A 24,871-nucleotide genomic window follows, 5' to 3' on the forward strand; every position below is an offset into this window, starting at 1 on the left:
TGGGACGTACCGAGATGCGGCGGCTTCTGGCGTCGAACGTGCGTCCGCAGGTCAGCGACATCAACAAGCTGATCATCGCCTTGAAAATGCGCTTCCTGCACTTCCTCGAGGTTGAAGATCAAAGGGTGCAGGCAGAGCTTCTGCACGACATCAGCGAACGTGAGCTGGCGCGCCTGACCGATCTGCGCGGCCATCATGGCCAGGAAGACGGATACCTGCCCGAGTGGCTGGATCTGGAGATCGCCCAGACCCAGGCCCGGCACGACTGGATCGGCAGGCTGCGCGACCGTCTCGCCTAAGGCGCTTTAAAACGGATAGAGCTCAGCAACCGTCGCCGTCCAAGGGGCGCGACGGAGCGGCCGCACTCGTTTTCTCAAAGCGAGGCAACGCATCCTCGACCGGTCCCCAGGAAAGTGGGCGTAGGGGTCCCGCGCTGGTCGCACCTTGTCGCCCAAACAGCATAGCCGGGCGCCGTCGGTGGTGAGACGGACGTCAGCTTTGGACCGGGACCTCGGCGGCAAAGCGGTCCGTCACGCTGATCACGGTCTCGCCGAGGCCGGGGTCGGCGTGCGAATGGCCGGCGCTGGCGACCATATGCAGTTCTGCATCGGGCCAGACCCGCGACAGCTCCCAGGCGGTCACCGGCGGCGCCTCGAGGTCGAGGCGGCCCTGCACCAGCGCAGCGGGAATTCCCCCAAGTTGCGCCGCCCCTCTCAACAAGGCGCCCTCCTCCAGCCAGGCATTGTGGTGGAAGTAGTGTGTGATGATGCGGGTGCGCGCCAGCAGGTAACCGGGATCGGACCAGCGCGCCGGCGGCTTCGCCGCTGGATCGACCTTCATGGAGGCCGCCTCCCAGTCATGCCAGTCGCGTGCCGCCTTGGCGCAGACCGCAGGATCGGGATCGTTCACCAGGCGGTAGTAGGCCTCGATCAGGTCGCCGTCGCGCGCATCCGCGGCAACACCGGCGCGAAAACGGGCCCAGTCCTCCGGGAAGAAGCGGGCAAGTCCACGGTACAGCCAGTCGATCTCCGAGCGCCGGGTGGTGGTAACGCCGACAAGCACCAGGCCAAGGACCCGCTCCCGCTCGGCCTGGGCGTAGGTCAGGGCCAGCGTCGTGCCCCAGGAGTGGCCGAACAGGAACCAGCGCTCCACGCCGAGATGGCGGCGCAGCCGTTCCAGGTCCTCGACGAGGTGGCGCGTTGTGTTGACCGAGAGATCACACCCCGCTGTGCTGGCGTGGGGCCGGCTGCGCCCGCAGCCGCGTTGATCGAACAGAATGATGCGGTAGACGCCGGGATCGAAGAAGCGCCGCACCCGCGGTGAGCTGCCGGAGCCCGGACCGCCGTGCAGCGCCACGACCGGCCGCCCGTCGGGGTTGCCACTGACCTCCCAATAGAGGCTGTTGCCATCGCCGACCGCCAGCATGCCCTCGGCGTGGGGTTCGATCTCCGGGTAGAGGGGGCTCATGCCGTGGCGCTGCGACCTGCCTCAGGAATGGCCGGCGAAGCGGTCAGTAGAGATGCTGGCCGCCGGTCACGAAGATTTCGGTGCCTGTGACATAGCCGAAGTCCTCGGTGCAGAGGCGGAAGACCGTGGCCGCCACTTCCTCCGGCCGGCCCATACGATGCAGCGGAATGCGCGGGATCAGCGCTTCGTATTCCTCCCCGATCATCGCGGTCTCGATCTCGCCCGGGGCCACCGCGTTGACCCGGACGTTCAACTCGGCGAACTCTACGGCCATCTCGCGCGTCAGGGCGGAGAGCGCCGCCTTGGACGTGGAATAGGCCGAACCGGCAAAGGGATGGACGCCGTGGCCGGCGATGGAGGTGATGTTGACGATCGCCCCCTGCCCGCGGCGCAGTGGCACGGCAAAGCCGCGGCCCAGGGCCAAAGGGGCGAAGAAATTCAGCTCGAAGACCTCCCGCCAGTGGTCGAGATCGCCGTTCAAACAGCCAAGCCGCTCTTTGAACTCGGTCTTCGGCGAAACCGCCGCGTTGTTCACCAGGGCGTGGACTGCGCCCTCTCCCACCATGGCCAGCGCCTCCTCGACAAAGCTGTCGACAGCGCTGCGGTCGGCCAAATCGGCGGTGATGTGCTGCGTCCAGTTGGGGTCGCGCAGGCAGTGCTCCGGCACCTCGTCGCGCGAGCAGGTGATAACTTCCCAGCCTTCGTCGCTGAAGCGCTTGACCGTCGCGTGGCCGATGCCGCGGCTGGCGCCGGTCAGGATCACGCGCCGGCGTTCCTGCGCCTGCTCCGGGGGTTCAGCGGAGGGAAGATCCTCAGTGGTGGCGCCATTGGCCGGGGGGGTTGCCTCGCTCATGGCCGCGATCATATACCGCAGGCTGCCCGATGACAGCGCAGAAAACGCAGGTCAGGACAGTTTCATGATCCCGTCATGCGGCCGCCAAGGCCCTTCGACCGCTTAGCGTACGGACGCGACCCGGAACGTGCGCAGCGCGCCATCGTGCTCCCGGATCGACACGTACTCTCCTTCTTTGAAGACATGGGATTCGAACTTGAAGCCGACTTCGTCGTCGTCCGGGTCGCCGTCGATGTCGTAATGAAAGGCCCATTGCCCGCCGCGGGTATGGCGCAGGTGCCCGCTTTCGTCGTCCTCCCCGGGCCAGAAGCGCTTCACGCGGCAGGCTGCGCGGTTCTGGCGCCAGGTATCGGCGTCGATGTGCCCCTCCGCCGTCAGCGGGGCACGCAACTCGTAGCCGCGGTCCGCCGAGCCGTTCGGAAAATCGTGGTCCCTGGCAAGTTCGAGACGGATGGTCTTCAGGCTCATGCGTCCTCCCAACAACTGGTCTGAGCGTCTTGATCGAGGGTTTGCAGAGAAAGCTTGGCTCAATTGGCCGCCGGGCGCAAATCGCGGTGGCTGCGCACGAAGTGGCGCAGGACAAGCCTCAAATGCAGGGCGTGTTTCAGGTCGTTGCGCCGCTCCGCCGCAGCAATGTCGTCCAGGATGATCCGCTTCAGCATGGGAACGCCCTCGGGCGAATGCATCAGGTAGTTCCCGTATTCTGCAGCGACAATCTCAGGAATGTGTTCATGCTCCGAGATGGCTTCGATCTCCGACTCGTTCAGGTCAGAGAGCGCAATGCAGTCTTCGATTGTCAGCATCTTGTCTCCTCCGCCCGCGACAGGCGACGGCTGCGGTCTCCGGGCCGTCTACGAAGCGACCCCGGGCGTCAACCTAGTCCCGGGAACCACAGCCTAGTGCATCATGAGGACCGGCACCTTGGCGCGCTCGAGGATCCCCTGGGTGGCACCCCCGAGGATACGTTCGCGCAGCCGACTGTGGCCGTAGGCACCCATGACCAGCATGTCGGCCCGCGCGTGCTCGGCCTGCTCCAGCAGCCCGTCGGCGATGCTCTCCGAGCCCGGTGTGTAGGCCCAGGTCTTTGCGGTCACGCCATGCCCGGCGAGGAAACGGGCCAGTTCGCTCGGCTCGATCTCGTCGCCGCTCTCTCGTGCCGTGATGACAACGACCTCTTCCGCGGCCTCCAGCAGCGGCATGGCGGCGGAGACCGCGGCGGCCCCTTCCCGCGAGCCGTCCCAGGCAACGGCGATGCGGCTGCCGAAGCCCTGGCCGACCTTCTCCGGCGCAATCAGAACCGGTCGGCCGCTGCCGAACAGCGCGGCATCCAAGGTGGCCTCGCCGTCGCCCTCGACCGCGCCGGGGCGCGGCAGAACGATAACGTCGCTCAAGCGGCCCAGACGCTCGACCTGCTCGGCCTCCCGGCCGGTGACACGGTTCATGCAGACCGCGAACTCACCGGGCTTCGCGGTCAGACCCGGCGCGATCTCCGGCACGCCCGCACCGCTGCAATGGCGTTTGTAGCTGGTGTCCACCGCCTCGCGCTGCGCCGCATTGCGGGCGTCGACGGAGGCCATGATCTGCTCCATCGCAGAGGCCGACATCCCCTCCCCGACATAAGGGACCAGGTCGCGCGCATCGTTCTCGACATGCAGGAAATCGACTCGTGCCCCGAACCGCCGGCCGAGATCAATCGCCGCGGTCATCGCAGCTTCGCAACCCGACCCGCCATCCGTGACTGCAAGAACAGTGGCCCAACCCATGTGCATCTTCCTCTAGCCAGTAAATCCGGGTTCCGGGACTCGGCCCGGAGCTTTTCCGTCAGGCTCATTGAAGGTGCTGGCCGCTCCTGCGGCATTGACTTGGGTCAAGGCTCTGCCGCGGCCGCCAGGGCAAGGGAATCCGGGCCCTTCGGGCGCCTGCGGGGGCGCCGGGCTCAGCCGAAGTGCGCGCGGTCTTCCTTGATGCCGTGGGGGTCCTGATGAAGGATGATCTCGGCCCCGGGAAAGGCCTCCAGCAAAGCCTCTTCCACCTGATCGGCGATGGTATGGGCGTCGATCAGGCTGAGACCCCCGTCCATTTCGATGTGCGCCTGAATGAAAACCTGCGGTCCGGAGGTGCGGGTGCGCAGATCGTGCAGGCCCACCACGGCGGGATGCGCCAGGGCCACCGCGTGAATGCGCTTGCGGTCCTCGTCCGGCAACTCGCGGTCCATCAGCATGTCGAGCGCGCCGCTGGCGATCTGCCAGGCGGTGTAGAGGATATAGGCGGCAATGGCGATGCCGAAGATCGGGTCGGCGTAGAGCCAGCCGAGCTGAGCGGTGACGATGAGGGCCACGATGACGGCCGCGTTCACCAGGATGTCGCTCACGTAATGCAGGGAGTCGGCCTGAATGGCGAGTGAGCCGGTGCGCCGGATCACGTAGCGCTGAAAGCTGACCAGGGCCAGGGTTGCCGCGATCGAAAACACCATAACGGCGATTCCGACCTCGCTGTTTTCCAGGGGCCGCGGTGCGAAGAAGCGATGGCTGGCCTCGATGACCAGAAAGATCGCAGAACCGGTGATGAAGGCGGCCTGGCCGAGCGCCGCCAGCGGCTCCGCCTTGCCGTGGCCGAAGCGGTGTTCGCGGTCGGCGGGCACCAGGGCATGACGCACGGCGAGCAGGTTCACGACCGAAGCGGCGGCATCGAGCAGCGAGTCGATCAGGGTCGACAGGATGCTCACCGAATCCGTCAGGACGAAAGCGGCGAACTTCACCACGATCAGCACCGCCGCCGTCGCCACGGACGCGGTGGTGGCCAGGCGCAGCAGCCGCGCCGCTTCCGGGCCGGTGAGCCTCTGCCGGGCCGGGTCTGGCGTCGACCCTGCGCTCATCGCGCGCCGCTGGTGAGATGGCGGTTCATGGGATAGCGCCTCATGGAAACAGCCGCTCCGTCGCCCAGCCCGCGCCGTCCCGCGTGTAGACCAGCCGGTCGTGGAGGCGAAAGGCGCCGTCCTGCCAGAACTCGATGAGGCGCGGCAAAACGCGGAAGCCGGACCAGTGGGGCGGGCGCGGCACGCTGCCCACCGCGTACTTGGCCCCGAACAGGGCGACCCGCTTCTCCAGCTCGAAGCGCCCCTCCAGGGGCCGGGACTGGGTGCTGGCCCAGGCGCCGATCTGGCTCTGCTTGGGCCGGGAGGCGAAGTAGGCATCGGCCTCTTCGTCGCTGACCTGTTCCACCTCTCCTTCGATGCGGACCTGCCGGCGCAGGCTCTTCCAGTGGAACAGCATGGCCGCCTTGGGCTGGGCCAGAAGCTGCTGGCCCTTGCGGCTCTCGTAGTTCGTGTAGAACACGAACCCGCGTGCGTCATAGCCCTTCAGAAGGACCATGCGCGAGGACGGCATGCCGTCTTCACCCACGGTAGAGAGCGACAGGGCGTTGGGATCGTTGGGTTCCGACTCCTCGGCCTCGCTCAGCCAGGCGGCGAAGATCTCCAGCGGATCGGCCGGTGCGGTACTGCGGATCTGGGTCGCTGCGCTCATGCGGGTCTTTGCCTGATAATTGCCATATTTGCAGCATATAGCGGCGGTATAGCCTAGAAAAAGCTCCAAAAAACGCTCCGGCGCCTGCGAGATTCGCCGAGGGGATGGTTTTGGCGATTACCGCGTACAACTGCTCGATTTCAAATTTGTGGATTCTGGCCCCGAATTCGGGAAAAACGGGGGTCATTCTTCGAGAGAGGGTATTTCTATGAAGCTCAAAGTCGTCATCGCCGCCGCGGCGATCGCTCTCACCACGGCCGCCTGCGAGAACGCCGGCACCAAGCAGACCATCGGCACGCTGGCCGGCGGCGCTGCCGGCGGCCTGTTCGGCGCCCAGTTCGGCAGCGGTTCGGGCCAGCTCGCCGCAACGGCGGCCGGCGCCCTGCTCGGCGCCTTCATCGGTGGCGAAATCGGCCGCACGATGGATGACGTGGACCGCCTGAAAGCGCAGCAGGCCTACGACCGGGCGACGACGGCGCCGATCGGAGAGCAGATTGCCTGGAGCAACCCGGACAGCGGCAACAGCGGCACCGTGACGCCGACCCGCGAAGGCACCTCCTCCACCGGCGCCTATTGCCGGGAGTTCCAGCAAACCGTCACCATCGGCGGCCAGCAAGAAGAAGCCTATGGCGTCGCCTGCCGCCAGCCCGACGGCGCCTGGGAGATCCAGTAGACGGCCTCTGCCCCAAAGGCGGCGCCCTGACCCGGGCGCCCGGCCCTACGGAGACTCTTGGGTCGCTCCTTTCGAGGGGGTATGGTTAAGCCATGCTCCCTCGGATTCGTTCTCTTTCCTGTCGTCCCGTTCCTGTTGCGTGAGCCGATGCAGGATCCCTACAAACTCTTGAACATCGACCGCAGCGCCTCGCAAGAGGACGTCAAGCGCGCCTACCGCAAATTGGCCAAAGAGCTGCACCCGGACATCAACCCGGGCAACAAGGCGGTGGAGCAGAAGTTCAAGGAGATCTCGCAGGCCTACAGCATCCTGGGCGATGCCGAGAAGCGTAAGCGTTTCGACCGCGGGGAGATTGATGCCAGCGGCCAGGAAAAGCCCTGGAAGGGCGGCTTTTACCGCAACCACGCGGGCACCCAGGGCGGCGCCAAGTACAATCCCTTCGATTTCGGCGAGAACGTCAGCGCCGACGACATCTTCGCCGATCTTTTCGGCGCACGCACACGGCGGGTGCGCCGCCCCGGCGCCAACGTCTCCTATACCGTCCCGATCTCGTTTCTCGAAGCCGCCCAGGGGGCCAAGAAGCGGATCAAGCTGGCCGACGGCAAGACCCTGGACGTGCAGATCCCCGCGGGCACCGAGGACGGCCAGTCCCTGCGCCTGAAGGGCCAGGGCATGCCCGGTGTCGGCGGCGGCCCGGCGGGGGATGCGCTGGTCGAGGTGCAGATCCAGGGACATCCCTTTTTCGAACGCAAGGGCAGCAACGTGCATCTGGAACTGCCGGTGACCCTGCAGGAGGCACTGCTGGGCGCCACTGTCACCGTCCCCACAGTCCACGGCAGTGTCTCGATGAAGATCCCGGCGGGCTCAAACTCCGGCACCACGCTGCGCCTGAAGGGCAAGGGGATCCAGGTCAAGGACAGTGCCGAGGTCGGCGACCAGTACGTCAAGCTGCGGGTCATGCTGCCCGACCGCCCGGATCAGGAACTGCGGGATTTCGTGGAGACCTGGAGCCAGACCCACGACTACGACCCGCGCCGCAAATCGGGGATGACCTAGCGGGGAAGACGCTGCGACAATGCGGCCTGCGCGGATAACCGCGCCGCTGGCCGCGTGAAGAACACCAGGGCACACACGGGGAGCCTGAGTGGTGGAATTCGAAGAAGTCTTGGTTGAACTTAACATCGGCGCCAGCGAACTGAACGCCTGGATCGAGCAGCACTGGGTGCTGCCCGTGCAGAGCCAGGAAAGCTACTACTTCGACGAGGCGGATGTGGCGCGGGTGCGGCTGATCGCCGAACTGCGCAGCGACATGGGCGTCAACGACGACGCCATCCCCGTCGTGCTGAGGCTGCTGGATCAGATCTACAGCCTGCGGCGCGCCCTGTCGGACCTCAACGACGCGATCCTGGACCTGCCTGAGGACGTGCAGGATCAGCTGCGCGAGAGGCTGGGAAGCCAGAACGAAGACGACGGCGACGAGCCGCCCTGACCGGCTCCCGGCGAAAGCCTGCGGGGCGCCTCAGCTTTCGTCCCGGGGCAGCGGGTGGATGCGGGCAACGCCGTCGGGCGTATCCGTGGCCGAGGCTTCGTCGAGCAGCGCAGCCAGGCTCTTTCCGCGCACCTCCCCGCCCATCTGACCGGCCGCGGCAACGATGCCGTCGACACCGTCCGGCCAACCCTCTCCAGGGGAGAGATCCAGCTTCAGGGACCGCAGCAGATCCTCCAGGCTGGCCGCCGTCAGATCGCGGGACAACAGCCAGCGTCCGTTGGCGCGGCTGACGAAGCCGTTGCGCCGCAGGGCCAGCATGACGGTCGAGAGCTCGTCCAGACCGGCGGGCAGGCCGCGGGTCAGTGCCGTCTCCTTCAGCACCGTGCCCGCCCGCGCCGCCGAGCGGAGCCGCTGCAGCAAAGCAAGCGCCAAGGCGAGGCGCGGGCCGGAGCCTTCGCGCGCCGAATGCAGGCGGTCGACGAGCCGCCACTCCGGTGCCGCCGCCGCGATCTCCGCACCGAACAGAACCACCGCCCAGGAGAGGTACATCCAGATCAGGAAGATCGGGATTGCGGCCAAGGCGCCATAGATCACTTCGTAAGACGGAAACTGCTGCAGATAGATCGCAAAGCCGGTCTTCAGCACCTCGAAGAGGACGGCGGCGACCAACCCGCCGATAAGCGCATGGCGGATGGCGACATTGCGCGCCGGCACGACGGCGTAGATCACCGCAAAAGCGCTGGCGGTAAGCAGAAACGGCAGCAGGCGGGTCAGACCGAAGGCGCGGTCGCCCTCCAGCAGCAGGGTCTTGGCAAAGCCGTAGCTGGACAGCGAGAGCGAGGCACCCAGGAAGATCGGGCCGATGGTGAGGACCATCCAGTAGGACATCATCCGCACCATCAGGGGTCGGGGCTCGGTCACCCGCCAGATGGCGTTGAAGGCGCCGTTGATGGTCGACAGCAGGAAGAGCACCGTGGCTGCAAGGGCGGCGAAGCCAAGGCCGGTCATGCTGCGCGCGTTCTCAACAAAGGTGGCGAGCTGATCGCTGATCTCGACGCCGGCGTTGGGCACCAGGTTCTCGAAGAGGAAGCTCTGCACGTCCTGACGCAGATGCTCGAAGCCGGGAAAGGCCGACAGCAGTCCGAAGCAGATCGCCAGCGCCGGCACAACCGCCAGCAGAGAGGCGTAGCTCAGCTGGGTTGCAATGCGCAGGCACTGGTCGCCGGTGAAACGCTGGCAGCAGTACACCGCAAAGCGTCCGAGGTTACGAAGGAATCCGGAAAAATCGGGGGTTTTCATGGCTGGCTCCGGCAGCGGCGACAATCGCCCCTCAGACCGTCATTTTACAGGAAGAATCCGCAGAAATGTGGGAATAATGCGGTGTCACGTCGTTGACCCGGCAGGCCTTTGGTGTAGGATGCCGCTCTTTCTGCAAAGCCTTTGTAACCTGACCGACATTGAGGATTTATAATGACCGAGCCCCAACCGTTAATGGCCGGCAAGCGCGGCCTTGTCATGGGCGTCGCCAATGACCGGTCCATTGCCTGGGGCATCGCAAAGGCAGCGCACGAACAGGGGGCAGAACTGGCTTTCACCTTCCAGGGTGAGGCCCTGGAGAAGCGGGTCCGGCCGCTGGCACAGTCCGTCGGCTCCGATTTCGTCGCCTCCTGCGACGTGACGGACGATGCCTCCATCGATCAGGTGTTTCAGGAGATCGAGGGCCGCTGGGGCCAGCTGGACTTCCTCGTCCATGCCATTGCCTATGCCGACAAGGAGGAGCTGAAGGGCAAGTACCTTCAGACCAGCCGCGATAACTTCGTGCGCACGCTGGACATCTCCTGCTACTCGCTGACGGCGGTCAGCCAGCGCGCCGTTCCGCTGATGAAAAGCGGCGGCAGCATCGTCACCCTGACCTACTACGGCGCCGAGCGCGTGATGCCGCACTATAACGTGATGGGCGTTGCCAAGGCCGCGCTGGAGGCCAGCGTGCGCTATCTGGCAGCCGACCTGGGCGACCAGGGCATCCGGGTGAACGCCATCTCGGCGGGTCCGATCAAGACTCTTGCAGCGTCGGGCATCGGCGACTTCCGTCACATTCTGAAGTGGAACGAGCTGAACTCGCCGCTGCGCCAGAACGTCAGCATCGGCCAGGTCGGCGGTGCCGGGCTTTACCTGCTTTCAGACCTCTCGGCCGGCGTGACCGGAGAGGTGCATCATGTCGATGCCGGCTATCACGTCGTCGGCATGATGGCCGTCGACGCGGCCCCGGCCGTTGCCCAGATGCTGCAGAACTTCACGCCGCAGTCTTAAAACGCGCGATCCAGAGACATGGCCGGCAACAGCTTCGGCGAGGCCTTTCGCTTTACGACCTGGGGAGAAAGCCACGGGCCGGCGATCGGCTGTGTCGTGGACGGCGTGCCGCCGCGCATCCCCCTTGCCGAAGCCGAGCTGCAAACCTGGCTGGACGCGCGCAGACCCGGCCAGTCGCGCTTCACCACCCAGCGCCGCGAACCGGATGCGGTGAAGATCCTGTCGGGCGTCTTCGAAGGCCAGACCACCGGAACGCCGATTTCGCTGCTGATCGAGAACCAGGACCAGCGTTCCAAGGACTACGGCGACATCGCCGAAAAGTTCCGGCCCGGCCACGCCGACTTTACCTACTGGCAGAAGTACGGCATCCGCGACTACCGTGGCGGCGGGCGTTCTTCGGCGCGCGAAACCGCGATGCGGGTGGCCGCCGGCGGCATCGCCCGCAAGGTTCTCGACCACCTGCTGCCGTTGCCGGTTTCCATCCGCGGTGCGCTGGTGCAGATGGGCCCGCACAGGATCGACCGGGCGCGCTGGGACTGGGCGCAGACGCAAGACAACCCCTTCTGGTGCCCCGACCCGGTTGCGGCCAAGGACTGGGAGGGCTTTCTCGACAGGGTGCGCAAGGCGGGCTCCTCCACCGGGGCGGTGATCGAGGTGGTGGCCAGCGGCGTGCCGGCGGGGCTGGGCGAGCCGGTTTACGACAAGCTCGATGCCGATCTTGCCAAGGCGATGATGTCGATCAACGCGGTGAAGGCGGTGGAGATCGGCGCCGGCCTGGAGGCGGCGGCCCTCAGCGGCGAGGAGAATGCCGACGAGATGCGCCGCGAAGGCAACAAGATCATCTTTACCTCCAACAAGGCCGGCGGCGTGCTGGGCGGCATCTCCAGCGGCCAGGACGTGGTGGTCCGCTTTGCCGTCAAGCCCACCTCCTCCATCCTGACGCCGCGCCAGACCGTGGACCGGGAGGGCGCGGAAACCGAGATCGTCACCAAGGGCCGCCACGACCCCTGTGTCGGCATCCGCGCGGTCCCGGTCGGCGAGGCCATGATGGCAATCGTCCTGGCCGATCATCTCTTGCGCCACCGCGCCCAGTGTGGCGACATCGACCAGTAACGACCATCAACGAAACGCCGCCGCGCCGCCGGCAAGGACGCCAGCCAGCAAGAGGGGCCCCCGATGAGCGACAGCGCGATCACTCTCTACAGCGACACCCAGACCCTGCCCTCGCCGGCGATGCGCCAGGCCATGGCCGAAGCGCCGGTGGGCGACGAGCAGCGCGGCGAGGACCCCAGCGTCAACCGGCTCTGCGAAATGACGGCCGAGCTTCTCGGCAAGGAAGCCGCCGTCTTCATGCCGTCGGGCACCATGTGCAACCAGATCGCGATTCACATCCACTGCCGCCCCGGCGAAGAGATCATCGCCCACAAGACCGCCCACATCCTGAACTTCGAGGGCGGCGGTACGGCCGCGTTCTCCGGCGCGCAGGTCCAGGGCCTGGACGGTGCGCGCGGCCAGTACAGCCTGGAGGATGCCCACGCCGCGATCCGCCCGAGGGACCGCTACAGCCCCCAGACGCGGATGATCGCCATCGAGCAGACCTCCAACCTCGGCGGCGGCAGCGTCTGGCCGCTGGAGCAGATCCAGGCGCTGGGCGAACTCGCCGCCCAGCATGACCTCGCCTATCACATGGACGGCGCGCGCCTGCTGAACGCCGTCGTCGCCTCGGGCGTTCCCGCCAAGGTCTACGCCGCCCCCTTCGACAGCCTTTGGCTCGACCTCAGCAAGGGGCTGGGCTGCCCCGTCGGCGCGGTGCTGGCGGGCTCCGCCGCCTTCATCGACGAGGCCTGGCGCCTGAAGCAGCGTACCGGCGGGGCTATGCGCCAGGCCGGCATCATCGCCGCCGCGGGGGTCTATGCCCTGGAGCACAACGTCCAGCGCCTGGCCGAAGACCATGCCAATGCGCGCCGCTTTGCCGAGGGCCTGCGCAACCTGCCGGGAATTACCCTGGATGCCGATGCGGTGGAGACCAACATCGTGTTCTTCGACATCGCCGGAACCGGCATGGAGGCCGACGCGTTCTGCGCGCAGTTGCAGCAGCGCGGTATCATCCTGGGCGGGGACGGCACCAGCATTCGCGCCGTAACCCATCTGGACGTCGATGCCGCCGGCATCGACCGGGCGCTGGGTGCGATTCGCGATCTGGTCGCCGAAGCCGCCGCTTGAGCGGCTGCCCGCGCCGCCGCTTCAACCCCCCGGACACGGACTGTTTCGCAGCTTTTCTTGAGGCTGGTCTGCATACATCCGCATTAGCACTTCCCCTGCCCGCGAATCCGCCTTAAGGTTGAATAGGGGTGACTACTATAAGGTGTGTTCATGCACACCACAGGGGAATTGGTCATGCAACAGGTCGGTCGTGCAGAACGATAATCGGGGCGGCGACAGCAAAAACATCGTTCTTAGCAGGCGTATCGTCACTCAGGAGGCCTTGATCAAGTTGGCGGAAGTTCACCGCCGCTTCGTCGACAAGAAGCGCGACGGGCGGCGCGTGATCATGCGCAACTGCGTGCTGGTGGAACTCGACATCCGCGGGCTCTGCTTCGCGCAGGCACACTTCATGGCCTGTCTGTTCTCCCGCGCCAACCTGACCGATGCGGACTTCAGCCGGGCGAGGCTGTTCGGATCGACCTTCGAGTCGGCGGACCTCACCCGGGCCAACTTCGAACGCGCCGATCTGCGTGCCGTGGTCTTCGACAAGGCCAACCTGAAGGATGCCCGCTTCGACGAGGCCGATCTGCGCCGCGGCGGCATCATCGCCAACAGCGGCAGCGGCGAGCAGGAGGTTTTCCGGGAAATCCGCTCCTCCTTCCGCAACGCCAATCTCAGCCAAACGAACCTGCGCAACGCGGTGCTGAAGGACGTCGACTTCACCGGCGCGACTCTGGAGGGGACGGAGCTCTACGGCGCCGACCTGCGCGGCAGCCGCTTCACCGGGGCGGAATTGAAGAGCGTGGTGCTGACCAACGCCCGGCTGCAGGAAGCCGACCTGCGCGGCGCGAACTTCGAAGACACCTGGGTGGAGCTTTCCGGCCTGCTGGCCACCCCCATGGAAGCCGTCGATCCGGTCACCCTGGTCCAGACCCTGGCCGACCACGAGCGCTGGGTAAGCAGCGACGGCAAGCAGGGCAAGCGCGCGGACTTCTCCGAACAGAACCTCACCGAGGTCGACCTTTCCGGCCGCAGTCTGGCAACGATCTCTTTCGCCAATGCCAATCTCAAAGGCGTCAACTTCGACGGTTCGGTGCTCGCGGCCTGCGACTTCTCCAACGCCAATCTGCGCAATGCCAACTTCTCGGGCAGCGATCTGCGCGGCGCCAACTTCATCGGCGCCCTGCTGGAGGAGACCCGCTTCGGCGACGCCAGCATCGGCGCGCTGCCGGAAACCGGCATGGAGACGGTTTTCCCGGACGGCTTCCTGCTCGACCGCAAAGTGGTCTGAGCGCTCACACGCGATCAGCGCGCGAAGACCGCCACCAGTTCCAGATGCCCCGACCAGGGAAACTGGTCGATGGGCGTCGCCTCCGTCAGCCGGTAGCCGCCGTCAACAAGGGTACGGGCATCGCGGGCAAAGGTGGTGGGGTTGCAGGACACGGCGACGATCACAGGGACCTCGCTTTCGGCCAGGGCACGGGCCTGCTCCCGGGCGCCGGTCCGGGGCGGATCGAACACCACGACGTCGCCGCCGGAAAGCTCGTCGGCCTGCACCGGAAAGCGGGCGAGGTCCCGCACCTCGGCGGTGATCCGTCTTCCGCCGTCCCTCCGGCGCGCCGCCGCCGACAGGGCGGCCACAGCCGGCTCCACCCCCTCGGCGGCGTAGACCTGCAGCCGCTCGGCCAAAGGAAAGGTGAAGGTGCCGCAGCCGGCAAAGAGGTCCGCGGCGGTCTCCGCCGTCTCCGGCACGGCGGCCAGGACGCGCTCGACGAGCGCCCGCTGCCCCTCGGTGCTCGGCTGCACGAAGCCGCCGGGCGGCGGCACCACAACTGTGCTGCCGAAGGTCAGCACCGGATCGCGGCGCAGGGCCACGGGCTCCGGGTCCTCACCGCCGCCACTCCAGGAAAGCCGGGCCAGGTCGGCGGAGACGGCGAAGTCGGCCAAGCGCTGCCGGTCCTCAAGTCCCAGGCGGTGCCGCGAGTCGATCAGCAGGTCGAGCCCGGTTTCGCTGTCCAGCGCGGTGATCCGCGCCTCCTCGCGCGGCTCCAGCAGCGCCACCAAGAGCTCGCGCAGCGGGCCGATCAGCGCGGTGAGCCCGGGTGTCAGCAGCAGGCAGTCCCCGATGTCCACCAGGCGATGGGACTCGCGCTCGTGATAGCCCAGCAGCAGCGTCTGGCCCTGGCGCTGCGCGGAGAGCACGACGCGCCGGCGCCGGCCGGGCGGTACCCGCTCCATCGGGTTCAGCCTTTCCGCCTCCAGCCCTCTCCGTGCCAGCGCCTGTGGCAGCAAGTCCGCTTTCCAGGCGGCATAGGCGGCATCGTCGAAGTGCTGCAGCGCGCAGCCGCCGCAGGGACCGAAATGCGGACAGGGCGGCTCGACCCGCGCTGGCCCCTCGGCCTGCAGTTCGACCGCTTCGCCCTTGTACCCGCCGCTGCGCTCACCGGTAATCCGCACCAACACGCGGTCACCGGGCAGGGTCATGGGTACGAAGAGCGGGCGTCCGTCACAGTCCGCCAGGCCGTCGCCCTTGGCCCCCAGGCTCTCGACCACGACCTCCATCTGGCGGCCGCCACCCTGCCGCGCCCTACGCCGCATGGAGGACCTGCAATCGGCAGGTTTCACGACCCCGACGAACGGCCGGGCTTGGTACTTTGGAATTCATGGTTGCTCCCACTGAGCGAAAGGCGCGAGACTGCGCCCAAGCCCACGCAGTGACAAGAGGGCGTTTTGCTTCCGGACCTGCCCGCGCATCACAGATGCAGCGGCAATCGGTCCCATCTTGGCATCGAAATTTAACTGGCCCTGGGGCGGCCCAGCCGTTGATATAGCGCCATGACACGAATCATCCTCTTCATTCTCAAGTGTTTCGTCGGCCTTTTTGCGGCCGTGGGCTTCCTCGTTGCCGCCGGAATTCTCTTTGCCGGCCTGCTGCTGCAGCGCTTCGACGGTTTCGAGCCGCAGCTGGCCGAACTGCCGGAGGAGACCGTGCTGGTTCTCGATATGGCCGACGGCCTGGTCGAAACGCAGCCCGACAACCCGCTGGCGCGTGCCTCCCTGGGCTCAGCGCTGGTGCTGCGCGACGCTATCGACGGATTGCACCGCGCCGCCCGCGACGAGCGGGTGAAAGCGCTCATCCTGCGGGCCGGCTGGGGTGAACCCGGTCTGGCCCAGGTGCAGGAGCTGCGCGCGGCCATCGACGACTTCCGCGCGCAAGGCAAACCCGTCACCGCCTTTGCCGAGACCTTCGGCGAGGCGGGCAACGGCACCCTGCATTACTATCTGGCGAGCGCCGCCGGGGAGCTCTGGGTCCAGCCCTCCGGCGACATCGACATCACCGGCTTTTCCATGCAGCAGCCCTTCCTGCGCCAGATCCTGGAGGACTACGGCATCCGCGCCCAGGTCGGTCAGCGTGAGGAATACAAGGGCGCCATGGCGATCTTCACGGAGACCCGCCTGCCGGAGCCGCAGCGCCAGAACCTGCAGCAGTATCTCAACTCCAGCCTGTCGCAGATCGTCACTGCGGTCGCCAAGGGCCGCAATCTGGAGACGACGGCCGTGCGCCAGCTCATCGATACTGCCCCGCATCGCGGGGCCGATGCCCTGCAGGCAGGCCTCGTCGACAAGCTCGGCTACTGGGACCAGGTGAGCGGTGCTGTGGAAACGGCGGCAGGGCCGGAGTCGGAGCTGGTCTCCTTGCGCGACTATGCCCGCGCAACGCGGGAAGACCCCGAAGACGGGCCGATCATCGCCCTGGTCCACGGCAGCGGCCCCATCGTCCTGGAGCCCGGCGAGAACGATCCCGTGTTCGGCCGCGTGAGGATGGGCGCCGCCGATGTGGTGAACGCTCTGTCGCAGGCGATCGACGACAGCGAGGTGGCGGCGATCCTGTTCCGGGTCGACAGCCCGGGCGGATCCTACGTCGGCTCCGACGCCATCTGGCGCGAAGTCCAGCGCGCCCGCGATCTGGGCAAGCCGGTGGTGGTTTCCATGGGCAACATCGCCGGTTCCGGCGGCTATTTCGTCTCCGCCCCCGCCCACAGCATCGTGGCCCAGCCCGGCACCCTGACCGGCTCCATCGGCGTGGTCACCGGCAAGTTCGCCCTGAACGACTTCTGGCGCGAACTCGGCGTCAACTGGGACGGGGTTCAGGCCGGTCGGCGCGCCAACCTCTGGAGCTCCAACGCTCCCTTTACCCGCGAGGAGTGGGAGTGGCTGCAGACGACCCTGGATGCCACCTATGCCGACTTCACCGACAAAGTGGCACGCGGACGCAACCTCTCGCCGGAGGCCGTCCAGGCGGTGGCCGGCGGGCGCATCTGGTCGGGCGAAGACGCCTTGGCCGCCGGGCTGGTCGACGACCTGGGTGGCTACCGCAAGGCGCTGAGCGTCGCCAAGGAGGCCGCCGGCATCCCCGCCGACGCCACCGTCCGGCTGCTGCCCTATCCGGAACGGCGCGATCCCTTCTCTGCGTTCTTCGAAGACACGCTGGGCGGGGAGATCGACAACCCGGCGGCCAAGGCCCTGGTGCGCAGTCTTGCCCGCCTGGCCCAGGCTCTGGCGCCGCTGATCGAAGCGATGGAGACGATGAGCGGCGATCCACGCGGTCAGACGCTGCATACCGGCCCGCTGCCGCAAAGCGTGCAGCCGCGGCAGAGTGTCTTCTAAGGGCAGAGTGGGTTCCAGGGGCAGAATGAGTTCCGGAGGCAGAGCCGCTTCTGGAGCCGGCGGAGCCCCGAACGCGCCGCCGCGGTTCGCCGCCCGGCAGGACTACGTCGACCGCATCGGCGACCTCGAGTACTGGGGACCCTTCATCGCCGAAATCCTGGCGCGCCACGGCCTTTCCGAAGACGGGGCTGAGCCGGTCGCCGGCATCAATGCGACCTACCCGACCTTTCTTTGCGGCACGGTGGTGGTGAAGCTGTTCGGCGGCTTTCCCACCTGGCGGCAAAGCCATGCCGCCGAGCGCGCTGCCATGACCAAGATCGCGGCGGTCCCCGCGATCATGGCGCCCCGGCTACTCTGTGAAGGCCGGTTGTACGACGATGCGGAGACCCCCTGGCCTTATCTGATCAGCAGCCGCATGAAGGGAACGGCGGCCTCCCGCGCGGGGCTTTCCTTCGCCGACAGGCGCGCCCTGGCCGGCGATTTGGGACGGCTGGTGCGGCGTGTCCATGCTCTAACGGTGCCGGACGCGGCGCGTCCGTCGGACTGGCCCGCGCCAAGCGTGGCGGAGGCGGCAACCAGAAGCTCCCTGCCCCCGCACCTGGCCGCCCAGGCCGAGGCGTTTGTTGCCGCTCTGCCATCCGGGGACCCCGTATTCGTTCACGGCGACCTCTGCGCCAACCATGTCTTTGTCGAAGACGGGCGTCTGGCCGGGGTCATCGACTGGGGCGACGCGATGGCAGCCGATCCTCATTATGAGATCATCCAGGTCCACCGCGATCTCTTCGCGTGCGACACGCGCCTCCTGCGCACCTTTCTTGAAGCCGGCGGTTGGGCGCCGGACAGGGACTTCGCGCTACGGTCCCTGGCTCAGGCGCTGCACCGCCAAGCCATTGGCCTTGCCCAGCACCATACCATGGACGTGTTCGAGCCCGTGGCCGCACGCTTTCCGCTGCACGACATCGCGACCCTGGAGGAACTCGCCGAGACGCTCTTCGCCGCATAAAAAGACGCTTCAGGGCGATGTCTTGCGCGCCACCAGGAGGAACTCCTTGTTGCCCTCCGGGCCGGTCACCGGGCTTTCGACGATGCCTTCGACCTGCCAGCCGGGCTGGGCGTTCATCCAGGCCCCGATGCGCTCGCAGACCTCGGCGTGCAGGGCCGGGTCGCGCACCACGCCGCCCTTGCCGACACGCTCCCTGCCGACCTCGAACTGCGGCTTGATCAGCACCGCGAGGCTGGCCCGCGCCCCGGCGAGGGCCAGGGGTGCCGGAAGCACAACCTCCAGACCGATGAAGCTGGCGTCGCAGACCAGAAGGTCGACCGGCTCCGGCACCTCGGCGGCGCTCAAGGTCCGGGCGTTGGTGCGTTCCAGCACGACCACGCGCGGATCGTTGCGCAGCTTCCAGGCCAGTTGGCCATGGCCCACGTCGACCGCATAGACCCGTGCCGCCCCGTTTTGCAGCAGCACATCGGTGAACCCGCCGGTGGAGGCGCCGATGTCGAGGCAGACCAGATCCCGCGGGTCGAGATCGAAATGCTCCAGGGCGTGGGCCAGCTTCAGGCCGCCGCGGCTGACCCAGGGATGATCCTGACCGCGCACCTCCAGCGGCTGATCTGCCGCCACCGCCTCGCCCGCCTTGCTGACTTTGCGCTCGCCGGCAAAGACCTTGCCCGCCATGACCAACGCCTGGGCCCGGGCGCGGCTCTCCACCAGCCCGCGGTCGACCAGCGCCACGTCGACACGGGACTTGGCCGGCCGGCTCATGCGGCCGGCAGCCCCCCATTGGGCAGCAGACGGCCGCGGCGATGGAAGCGCCAGACCGCAGCCAGCGCGACGAAGGCCAGTCCGACCGCAAGGCCGAACCAGACTCCCTCCCCGCCGAGGCCGAGCGGAAAGGCCAGTACGACGGAGGTCGTAAATCCGACCCCCCAGTACCCTGTCATCGCCAGCCACATCGGCACCTTGGTGTCCTTCAGGCCGCGCAGGGCCGAAACGCCGATGACCTGGGCGCCGTCGACAAGCTGGAACAGGGCGGCGATCACCAGAAAGGCGACCGCCAGTTCCACCACCGGCGCGTTGGCCGGCAGGTCCAGGTCGAGGAACAGACCGACGAGCTGTCGCCCGGCGAACCAGAAAACCAGGGCGGAGGCCGTCATGAAGAGGGTGCCGACCAGCAGCGACGACCAGCCGGCGCGGCCGACGGCGGCCTGATCGCGCGAGCCGGCCGCCAGGCCGACCCGGACCATGGACGCCTGGCTGATTCCCAGGGGCACCATGAAGGCCACCGCGGCGCATTGCAGCGCAATGGCGTGGGCTGCCAGGGCCTCCGTGCTGATCAGGCCCATGAGGAAGGCTGCGCCGGCGAAGAGGCTGGTTTCGGCCAGCAGCGTGAGGCCGATCGGCAGGCCGATGCGAAAAAGCTCACGGAAGCGCGGCCAGTCCGGACGCCAGAAGCGCAGCAGGATCGCATAGCGCTTGAAGCGGCGGTCCCGCAGCACGAATACCAGCATCGCCAGCAGCATCAGCCAGGAGACCACGGAACTGGTGATGCCGGCGCCCATGAGCTCCCAGCGGGGCAGGCCGAAATTGCCGAACATGAGGCCGTAGTTGCCAACGGCGTTGGCGGCAACCGCCGCCAGGGTGATGATCAGGACCGAGCGCGGGCGCGAGTGCGCTGTCGCGAAGCAGCGCAAGACAACGAACCACAGCGATGGCAGCATCGCCCAGGTGACCGCCTTCAGATAGTCGTCGGCCCGCAGGGCGATCTCCGGCTCCTGGCCGAAGAGCAGCAGCAGCCAGCGTCCGTTCCAGATGATCAGGCTGAAGAGGGCGGCAAAGAGCAGCGTCAGCCAGAACCCTTGGCGCACCGTTCGGCGCACCCCGCGGAAATCCCGTGCACCCAGCGCCTGGGCCGCCATCGGCGTGACGACCGTCGCAATGCCCATACCGAAGAGGTAGAGCGGTATGAAGATGTTCATGCCCAGGGCGCCGGCTGCCAGATCCGCCGGGCCCAGCCAGCCCATCATGACGATGTCGGTGGTGTTGATGCCGATCATCGCAAGCTGGGTGAGCGCCAGCGGCGCCGAGAGACGCAGGGTCGCCCAGATCTCGCGCCGCCAGAGCGTAAACGGCGCGGGAGCTGTCAGAGGGGCGGTTGTCTCAGCCATTGTCTTTGACATCGTTTGCACTATGAAGGTTACATATGACTACTAGAACCCGCATAAGATGCAGGTCGGTCATGCAAACGGCGACTTGAAAGCCTGAGGCCCAGGCGTCGCATCATCTGCCATGGGCTCCTGACAAAGGCAACGGCGAACAAGGGCACCGGATTGCGTATTTGTTAACAGTTCATTAATCATGGCAAGGCTAATGACCGATAGGGTCAAGCACTAGACATCCGGGACAATCACCGCCGCATGAACCCGATTCCCTTTGACGAGGTCCAAAGACTGGCCTCCCTGCAGGCTCTGGACATTCTGGACACGCCGCCGGAACCTGCATTCGATCGTATTACGCGCCTGGTCTCGCGGCAATTCGACGTTCCCATCAGCCTGATTTCCCTCATCGATCCGGCGCGGCAGTGGTTCAAATCCAAGGTCGGCCTGGATGTCGACGAGACGCCGCGCGAGTACTCCTTCTGCCAGTTTGCGATCATGGACAACCGGGTTCTGCAGGTCCCGGACGCGACCAAGGACCGGCGTTTTGCCGACAACCCGCTGGTTCTGGGCGACCCTGAGATCCGCTTCTATGCGGGCGCCCCGCTGGTCACGCGCAACGGCTTTCGTCTCGGCACTCTCTGCCTCATCGACACCAAACCCCGCGATGCGCTGAGCGAGGCGCAGCAGGCACAGCTGCGCGACTTCGCCGATCTGGTCATCGGGGAGATGGAACTGCGCCGCCTGCGCCGGCTCCTTGGCGCCGAGTCCCAGGGGATCAGCCAGGAGGTCGCGGGCGCATTGAACAGCCTGCGGCATGCCGAAGAGGAGCTTTCTCACCAGGCACAGATGGACGTCATCGCCCATGTGGCCCATGAACTCAGGACACCGCTCTCGGCAATGCTGGGCTTTGCCGAGATTATCAGGCGGGAGTTCTTCGGCCCGATCGAGGATGACCGCTACCCGGCCTACGCCTCAAAGATCGAGAACTGCGGACATCATTTGCTCAATGTCCTCAACGGGATGATGGATCTTGCGCGCGCTGAAAGAGGCGGGCTGCGCCTGCAGGAATCGGTGATCGACCCACAGAGCGTGGCCCACCAGGCGGTCGAATTGAGCCAGCCGGAACTGGACCGCTTCGGCGCCACGGCGACCATAAGCTGCGACCTGAAGGACCCCCGGCTGCTGGCAGACCACCATCAACTCACACAAATGCTGATCAACCTGATCGGCAATGCTGCCCGCCACGTCGCGAAGGGCAGCGAGATTGCCATTGTGACAGCACAGCGCGCCGATGGCGGCATCGACATCTCGGTCGCCGACCCCGGCTGCGGCATGACGGAAGCCGAGGTACGGCAGGCTCTGGCCCCCTTCAGCCGGGGCGACGACAGCGAGGCGCGGCACCCCTCGGGCCTTGGCGTCGGTCTGCCTCTGACCAAGCGCCTTATCGAGATGCATGGCGGGCTCCTGGCCATCGACAGCAAGCGCGGCGAAGGCACCAGGGTCACGCTCAGGTTTCCGGCTTACCGCGTGCGCGAACCCGGTGCCCCGGCCAGCACGCAGCCGATCAATCTGCAATAGACCGAGGGATAGCGCCGCCCCGGCGCGTCAGAACCCCACGATCTTCAGAGAAACGAAGTCTTCGACGGGCGCTCAGGCGCGGGCCGGCGACTCGACTTCCTGCTGGCCCAGGGCCTGCAGCGCCGCAGCCAGAATCCCTTCGCGATCGATGCCCGCCAGCGCCAACTGGCGCTCCGGCTTGTCGTGATCGATGAAGAAATCCGGCAGCGTCACCGGCCGGAACCGCAGCCCCTTGTCGAACAGTCCGTGGCGCGCGAGGAACTGCATCACCTGGGTGGCAAAGCCGCCGATCGCCCCCTCCTCCACGGTGATCAGCACCTCGTGCTCGCCGGCAAGGCGCCGCACGAGGTCCTCGTCCAGCGGCTTGGCGAAACGGGCATCGGCCACCGTCGTCGACAGGCCGCGGGCGGCAAGATCGTCGGCGGCGGCGAGCGCATCGGCCAAGCGCGTGCCCAGCGAAAGGATGGCCACTTTGCTGCCCTCGCGCAGGATGCGGCCCTTGCCGATTTCCAGCGGGCTTCCCCGCTCCGGCATGTCGATCCCCAGCGCCTCGCCACGCGGATAGCGCAGGGCGGAGGGCCGGTCGTCGATCTGACAGGCGGTCGCCACCATGTGCATCAACTCGGCCTCGTCGCTGGGCGCCATGACGACAAAGTTCGGCAGACAGCCCAGATAGGTCAGGTCGTAGCTGCCCTGGTGGGTGACGCCGTCGGCGCCGACCATGCCTGCGCGGTCTATGGCAAAGCGCACCGGCAGGCTCTGGATGGCGACGTCGTGGACCACCTGATCATAGGCGCGCTGCAGGAAGGTCGAGTAGATCGCCGCGAAGGGCCTGAAGCCTTCGCACGCCAGACCGGCGCAGAAGGTCACCGCATGCTGCTCGGCAATTCCGACATCGAAGGTGCGCTCCGGGAAGCGTTCGGCGAACTTGTTGAGACCGGTGCCCGACGGCATGGCGGCGGTGACGGCGACGACCTTGTCGTCATGCTCCGCCTCGGCGATGAGGCCCTGGGCGAAGACGTTCTGATAGGCCGGCGCCTTGGGGGCGGGCTTGGCCTGCTTGCCGGTGACGACATCGAACTTCGCAACACCATGGTACTTGTCGGCCGCCGCTTCCGCCGGCTCGTAGCCCTTGCCCTTCTGGGTCACGCAGTGAATCAGCACCGGGCCTTCATAGTCGGCGTCGCGCACGTTCTTCAGCACCGGCAGGAGATGGTCGAAGTTGTGGCCGTCGATGGGCCCGACGTAGAAGAAGCCCATCTCCTCGAACAGGGTGCCGCCGGTCAGCAGCCCGCGGGCATATTCCTCGGCGCGCCGGGCCGCCATCTCGATGGGGCGCGGGAAGCGCTTGGCGACCACCCGCCCCAGGCTGCGTACGGACTGGAACGGCTTGGAGGAAATGAGCTGGGAGAGATAGGCGCTCATCGCACCGACCGGCGGCGCAATGGACATGTCGTTGTCGTTGAGAATGACGATCAGGCGACTGTTCATGGCACCGGCGTTGTTCATCGCCTCGTAGGCCATGCCGGCGCTCATCGCCCCGTCGCCGATGACGGCAATCACCGCATTGTCCTCGCCGCGGAAGTCGCGCGCCACGGAGAAGCCGAGGCCGGCGGAGATCGACGTGGAGCTGTGCGCCGCACCAAAGGGGTCGTAGGGACTCTCCTTGCGGCTGGTGAAACCGGAAAGCCCGCCGCCTTGCCGCAAGGTGCGGATGCGGTCGCGCCGCCCGGTCAGGATCTTGTGCGGATAGCACTGGTGCGAGACGTCCCAGATCAGCCGGTCGTCGGGCGTATTGAAAACGTGATGCAGGGCCGTGGTGAGTTCGACGACACCAAGACCTGCCCCCAGGTGACCGCCGGTCACCGATACCGCCTCGATCATCTCAGCGCGCAGTTCGTCGGCGAACTCACGCAACTGGCTTTCATCGAGCTTTCGCAGGTCCGAAGGGTCGGAAACGCTGTCGAGCAGCGGCGTCGGGCGCCGATTATGACCGATCTCTGCCAAGGCTTCTGCCACTCCTTTGCTTTGCTCTTATGTCGCGGCTTTGCCGGCTAAGCCTTCCGGCCCCCACGTGTTCTCTGTCCCAGCCTGATCGCAGACGGGCAGCCGGCCTGCAGTCCGGCCTTACGACCGGCGCGAGACCACGAAAGCTGCCGCCTCTTTCAAAAGGTCCGCCTTTTGGCCAAAAAGATCAAGCCGCTGGCAGGCCGATACGACAAGGGCCTCCGCCTTGTCACGGGCACCCTCGATGCCAAGCTGGCCGACGAATGTGGCTTTTCCGAGACTTGCATCCTGGCCGGTCGGCTTGCCGAGCGCCTCCGGCGTACTCTCGGCATCGAGGATGTCGTCGGCGATCTGGAAGGCGAGGCCGAGGTCGCGGGCATAATCGGTCAGGGCCTGGCGCTGAGGCTCCGGGGCCTGGGCCAGGATGGCCCCCGCTTCGCAGGAAAACAGGATCAGCGCCCCTGTCTTCAGGCTCTGAAGGTGGGAGATCCCGGCCAGATCGAGCTCGGCGCGCGCCGGCGACATGTCGATCATCTGGCCGCCGACCATGCCCGCAGCCCCGGCTGCCTCGGCCAAGTGGCGCAGCAACTCCACGCGCACCGCAGGAAGATCGTGGGTCTCGGGCCCGGAAAGCACGGCAAAGGCCTCCGTCAGCAGCCCGTCGCCGGCAAGAATGGCGGTCGCCTCGTCGAAGGCGACGTGAACCGTCGGGCGGCCGCGGCGCAGGTCGCTGTCGTCCATGGCCGGCAGATCGTCGTGAATCAGGCTGTAGCAGTGGATCATCTCGATGGCCGCACCGACCCGGAGCGCCCGCTCCTCCGGCACATCGAAGAGGCGCGCCGATTCGCGCACAAGAAACGGCCGCAGCCGCTTGCCGCCGGAAAGCGCGGCATAGCGCATCGCCTCGATAACCCGTCCGCGGGGCCCTTCGGTCATCG

General features: G+C 66.8%; 23 protein-coding genes and 1 pseudogene. 11 read left to right on the forward strand and 13 right to left on the reverse strand.

What is annotated here, in order from left to right; genetic code table 11:
- A pseudogene (locus tag Q0982_RS22770) lies at nt 1-299 on the forward strand (hypothetical protein); the annotation flags it as partial.
- A gap of 193 nt (nt 300-492) precedes the next feature.
- Here the strand turns inward: Q0982_RS22770 and pip are convergent.
- The 7 genes from pip to pdxH all read right to left on the reverse strand — a co-directional run bounded on the left by pip (nt 493) and on the right by pdxH (nt 5,844).
- A complete protein-coding gene (gene pip / locus Q0982_RS22775) occupies nt 493-1,467 on the reverse strand; it encodes a prolyl aminopeptidase (RefSeq protein ID WP_299400113.1) in 975 nt (324 codons plus the stop codon).
- A gap of 43 nt (nt 1,468-1,510) precedes the next feature.
- A complete protein-coding gene (locus Q0982_RS22780) occupies nt 1,511-2,320 on the reverse strand; it encodes an SDR family NAD(P)-dependent oxidoreductase (RefSeq protein WP_299400115.1) in 810 nt (269 codons plus the stop codon).
- A 102-nt stretch (nt 2,321-2,422) separates the two neighbouring features.
- Nucleotides 2,423-2,788 carry a hypothetical protein gene (locus tag Q0982_RS22785; RefSeq protein ID WP_299400117.1) on the reverse strand — a complete coding sequence of 122 codons (366 nt, stop codon included), beginning with the start codon at nt 2,786-2,788 and terminating at the stop codon, nt 2,423-2,425.
- Nucleotides 2,789-2,847: 59 nt separating this feature from the next.
- Entirely contained in the window at nt 2,848-3,123 is a 276-nt protein-coding gene (locus tag Q0982_RS22790) for a hypothetical protein (protein ID WP_299400120.1), read from the reverse strand.
- A 93-nt stretch (nt 3,124-3,216) separates the two neighbouring features.
- Nucleotides 3,217-4,089 (reverse strand): universal stress protein, encoded by an 873-nt coding sequence (locus tag Q0982_RS22795; RefSeq protein ID WP_367575456.1) that lies wholly within the window; start codon nt 4,087-4,089, stop codon nt 3,217-3,219.
- A 167-nt stretch (nt 4,090-4,256) separates the two neighbouring features.
- Nucleotides 4,257-5,195 carry a cation diffusion facilitator family transporter gene (locus tag Q0982_RS22800; protein WP_299400124.1) on the reverse strand — a complete coding sequence of 313 codons (939 nt, stop codon included), beginning with the start codon at nt 5,193-5,195 and terminating at the stop codon, nt 4,257-4,259.
- Nucleotides 5,196-5,235: 40 nt separating this feature from the next.
- Complete coding sequence (gene pdxH, locus Q0982_RS22805; protein WP_299400126.1) at nt 5,236-5,844, reverse strand: pyridoxamine 5'-phosphate oxidase; 609 nt, start codon at nt 5,842-5,844, stop codon at nt 5,236-5,238.
- 208 nt (nt 5,845-6,052) lie between these two features.
- On the opposite strand from pdxH, the gene Q0982_RS22810 reads away from it, so the two are divergent.
- The 3 genes from Q0982_RS22810 (at nt 6,053) to Q0982_RS22820 (ending at nt 8,006) form a co-directional block, all read left to right on the forward strand.
- Nucleotides 6,053-6,517 (forward strand): RT0821/Lpp0805 family surface protein, encoded by a 465-nt coding sequence (locus Q0982_RS22810; protein WP_299400127.1) that lies wholly within the window; start codon nt 6,053-6,055, stop codon nt 6,515-6,517.
- Nucleotides 6,518-6,664: 147 nt separating this feature from the next.
- Nucleotides 6,665-7,573, forward strand: a complete 909-nt coding sequence (locus Q0982_RS22815) for a J domain-containing protein (RefSeq protein WP_299400129.1) — start codon at nt 6,665-6,667, stop codon at nt 7,571-7,573.
- 91 nt (nt 7,574-7,664) lie between these two features.
- A complete protein-coding gene (locus Q0982_RS22820; RefSeq protein ID WP_299400131.1) occupies nt 7,665-8,006 on the forward strand; it encodes a chaperone modulator CbpM in 342 nt (113 codons plus the stop codon).
- Between the two features lie 30 nt (nt 8,007-8,036).
- Here Q0982_RS22820 and Q0982_RS22825 read toward each other — a convergent pair whose 3' ends face one another.
- On the reverse strand, nt 8,037-9,305 hold the full coding sequence (locus Q0982_RS22825; protein ID WP_299400132.1) for a YihY family inner membrane protein: 1,269 nt from the start codon (nt 9,303-9,305) through the stop codon (nt 8,037-8,039).
- A 171-nt stretch (nt 9,306-9,476) separates the two neighbouring features.
- Between Q0982_RS22825 and fabI the strand changes: the two genes are divergently transcribed.
- The 4 genes from fabI to Q0982_RS22845 all read left to right on the forward strand — a co-directional run bounded on the left by fabI (nt 9,477) and on the right by Q0982_RS22845 (nt 13,812).
- On the forward strand, nt 9,477-10,316 hold the full coding sequence (gene fabI, locus Q0982_RS22830; protein WP_299400134.1) for an enoyl-ACP reductase FabI: 840 nt from the start codon (nt 9,477-9,479) through the stop codon (nt 10,314-10,316).
- 18 nt (nt 10,317-10,334) lie between these two features.
- On the forward strand, nt 10,335-11,429 hold the full coding sequence (aroC, locus tag Q0982_RS22835; protein WP_299400136.1) for a chorismate synthase: 1,095 nt from the start codon (nt 10,335-10,337) through the stop codon (nt 11,427-11,429).
- A gap of 63 nt (nt 11,430-11,492) precedes the next feature.
- Nucleotides 11,493-12,539 carry a low specificity L-threonine aldolase gene (locus Q0982_RS22840; protein ID WP_299400137.1) on the forward strand — a complete coding sequence of 349 codons (1,047 nt, stop codon included), beginning with the start codon at nt 11,493-11,495 and terminating at the stop codon, nt 12,537-12,539.
- Between the two features lie 271 nt (nt 12,540-12,810).
- Nucleotides 12,811-13,812 (forward strand): pentapeptide repeat-containing protein, encoded by a 1,002-nt coding sequence (locus Q0982_RS22845; RefSeq protein ID WP_299400140.1) that lies wholly within the window; start codon nt 12,811-12,813, stop codon nt 13,810-13,812.
- 14 nt (nt 13,813-13,826) lie between these two features.
- On the opposite strand, the gene Q0982_RS22850 is transcribed toward Q0982_RS22845, so the two are convergent.
- The gene (locus Q0982_RS22850; protein WP_299400142.1) at nt 13,827-15,119 is read right to left on the reverse strand and encodes a class I SAM-dependent RNA methyltransferase; all 1,293 of its coding nucleotides are present in this window, start codon (nt 15,117-15,119) and stop codon (nt 13,827-13,829) included.
- Nucleotides 15,120-15,356: 237 nt separating this feature from the next.
- Between Q0982_RS22850 and sppA the strand changes: the two genes are divergently transcribed.
- Together sppA and Q0982_RS22860 are read left to right on the forward strand one after the other, a co-directional pair.
- The gene (gene sppA / locus Q0982_RS22855; RefSeq protein ID WP_299400145.1) at nt 15,357-17,189 is read left to right on the forward strand and encodes a signal peptide peptidase SppA; all 1,833 of its coding nucleotides are present in this window, start codon (nt 15,357-15,359) and stop codon (nt 17,187-17,189) included.
- A 25-nt stretch (nt 17,190-17,214) separates the two neighbouring features.
- Complete coding sequence (locus Q0982_RS22860) at nt 17,215-18,192, forward strand: phosphotransferase family protein (RefSeq protein WP_299400147.1); 978 nt, start codon at nt 17,215-17,217, stop codon at nt 18,190-18,192.
- A gap of 9 nt (nt 18,193-18,201) precedes the next feature.
- Here Q0982_RS22860 and Q0982_RS22865 read toward each other — a convergent pair whose 3' ends face one another.
- Both Q0982_RS22865 and Q0982_RS22870 read right to left on the reverse strand, forming a co-directional pair.
- Nucleotides 18,202-18,954 carry a TlyA family RNA methyltransferase gene (locus tag Q0982_RS22865; RefSeq protein ID WP_299400149.1) on the reverse strand — a complete coding sequence of 251 codons (753 nt, stop codon included), beginning with the start codon at nt 18,952-18,954 and terminating at the stop codon, nt 18,202-18,204.
- Nucleotides 18,951-20,357: an MATE family efflux transporter gene (locus tag Q0982_RS22870; RefSeq protein WP_299400152.1), complete on the reverse strand. Its 1,407-nt coding sequence runs from the start codon at nt 20,355-20,357 to the stop codon at nt 18,951-18,953. Before Q0982_RS22870 ends, Q0982_RS22865 begins: the two co-directional genes overlap by 4 nt.
- A gap of 249 nt (nt 20,358-20,606) precedes the next feature.
- On the opposite strand from Q0982_RS22870, the gene Q0982_RS22875 reads away from it, so the two are divergent.
- Entirely contained in the window at nt 20,607-21,926 is a 1,320-nt protein-coding gene (locus Q0982_RS22875; RefSeq protein ID WP_299400154.1) for a GAF domain-containing sensor histidine kinase, read from the forward strand.
- Between the two features lie 72 nt (nt 21,927-21,998).
- Here the strand turns inward: Q0982_RS22875 and dxs are convergent, their stop codons facing one another.
- Together dxs and Q0982_RS22885 are read right to left on the reverse strand one after the other, a co-directional pair.
- Nucleotides 21,999-23,945: a 1-deoxy-D-xylulose-5-phosphate synthase gene (gene dxs / locus Q0982_RS22880; protein WP_299400156.1), complete on the reverse strand. Its 1,947-nt coding sequence runs from the start codon at nt 23,943-23,945 to the stop codon at nt 21,999-22,001.
- A gap of 108 nt (nt 23,946-24,053) precedes the next feature.
- Entirely contained in the window at nt 24,054-24,869 is an 816-nt protein-coding gene (locus Q0982_RS22885; RefSeq protein WP_299400158.1) for a polyprenyl synthetase family protein, read from the reverse strand.
- Nucleotides 24,870-24,871: the final 2 nt, after the last annotated feature.

The sequence above is a fragment of the Pelagibius sp. genome, assembly GCF_028281305.1.
Lineage (GTDB): Bacteria > Pseudomonadota > Alphaproteobacteria > Kiloniellales > Kiloniellaceae > Pelagibius.

What these genes read in the sequence shown, in the direction of transcription:
- Q0982_RS22850 (WP_299400142.1), bottom strand. Translation starts at nt 15,119, where the DNA reads ATGCGGCGTAGGGCGCGGCAGGGTGGCGGCCGCCAGATGGAGGTCGTG.
- Q0982_RS22860 (WP_299400147.1), top strand. Translation starts at nt 17,215, where the DNA reads ATGAGTTCCGGAGGCAGAGCCGCTTCTGGAGCCGGCGGAGCCCCGAAC.
- pip (WP_299400113.1), bottom strand. Translation starts at nt 1,467, where the DNA reads ATGAGCCCCCTCTACCCGGAGATCGAACCCCACGCCGAGGGCATGCTG.
- Q0982_RS22785 (WP_299400117.1), bottom strand. Translation starts at nt 2,788, where the DNA reads ATGAGCCTGAAGACCATCCGTCTCGAACTTGCCAGGGACCACGATTTT.
- pdxH (WP_299400126.1), bottom strand. Translation starts at nt 5,844, where the DNA reads ATGAGCGCAGCGACCCAGATCCGCAGTACCGCACCGGCCGATCCGCTG.
- Q0982_RS22840 (WP_299400137.1), top strand. Translation starts at nt 11,493, where the DNA reads ATGAGCGACAGCGCGATCACTCTCTACAGCGACACCCAGACCCTGCCC.
- Q0982_RS22780 (WP_299400115.1), bottom strand. Translation starts at nt 2,320, where the DNA reads ATGAGCGAGGCAACCCCCCCGGCCAATGGCGCCACCACTGAGGATCTT.
- Q0982_RS22810 (WP_299400127.1), top strand. Translation starts at nt 6,053, where the DNA reads ATGAAGCTCAAAGTCGTCATCGCCGCCGCGGCGATCGCTCTCACCACG.
- Q0982_RS22885 (WP_299400158.1), bottom strand. Translation starts at nt 24,869, where the DNA reads ATGACCGAAGGGCCCCGCGGACGGGTTATCGAGGCGATGCGCTATGCC.
- Q0982_RS22800 (WP_299400124.1), bottom strand. Translation starts at nt 5,195, where the DNA reads ATGAGCGCAGGGTCGACGCCAGACCCGGCCCGGCAGAGGCTCACCGGC.
- sppA (WP_299400145.1), top strand. Translation starts at nt 15,357, where the DNA reads ATGACACGAATCATCCTCTTCATTCTCAAGTGTTTCGTCGGCCTTTTT.
- Q0982_RS22790 (WP_299400120.1), bottom strand. Translation starts at nt 3,123, where the DNA reads ATGCTGACAATCGAAGACTGCATTGCGCTCTCTGACCTGAACGAGTCG.
- Q0982_RS22825 (WP_299400132.1), bottom strand. Translation starts at nt 9,305, where the DNA reads ATGAAAACCCCCGATTTTTCCGGATTCCTTCGTAACCTCGGACGCTTT.
- Q0982_RS22815 (WP_299400129.1), top strand. Translation starts at nt 6,665, where the DNA reads ATGCAGGATCCCTACAAACTCTTGAACATCGACCGCAGCGCCTCGCAA.
- fabI (WP_299400134.1), top strand. Translation starts at nt 9,477, where the DNA reads ATGACCGAGCCCCAACCGTTAATGGCCGGCAAGCGCGGCCTTGTCATG.
- Q0982_RS22795 (WP_367575456.1), bottom strand. Translation starts at nt 4,089, where the DNA reads ATGCACATGGGTTGGGCCACTGTTCTTGCAGTCACGGATGGCGGGTCG.
- aroC (WP_299400136.1), top strand. Translation starts at nt 10,335, where the DNA reads ATGGCCGGCAACAGCTTCGGCGAGGCCTTTCGCTTTACGACCTGGGGA.
- Q0982_RS22865 (WP_299400149.1), bottom strand. Translation starts at nt 18,954, where the DNA reads ATGAGCCGGCCGGCCAAGTCCCGTGTCGACGTGGCGCTGGTCGACCGC.
- Q0982_RS22875 (WP_299400154.1), top strand. Translation starts at nt 20,607, where the DNA reads ATGAACCCGATTCCCTTTGACGAGGTCCAAAGACTGGCCTCCCTGCAG.
- Q0982_RS22870 (WP_299400152.1), bottom strand. Translation starts at nt 20,357, where the DNA reads ATGGCTGAGACAACCGCCCCTCTGACAGCTCCCGCGCCGTTTACGCTC.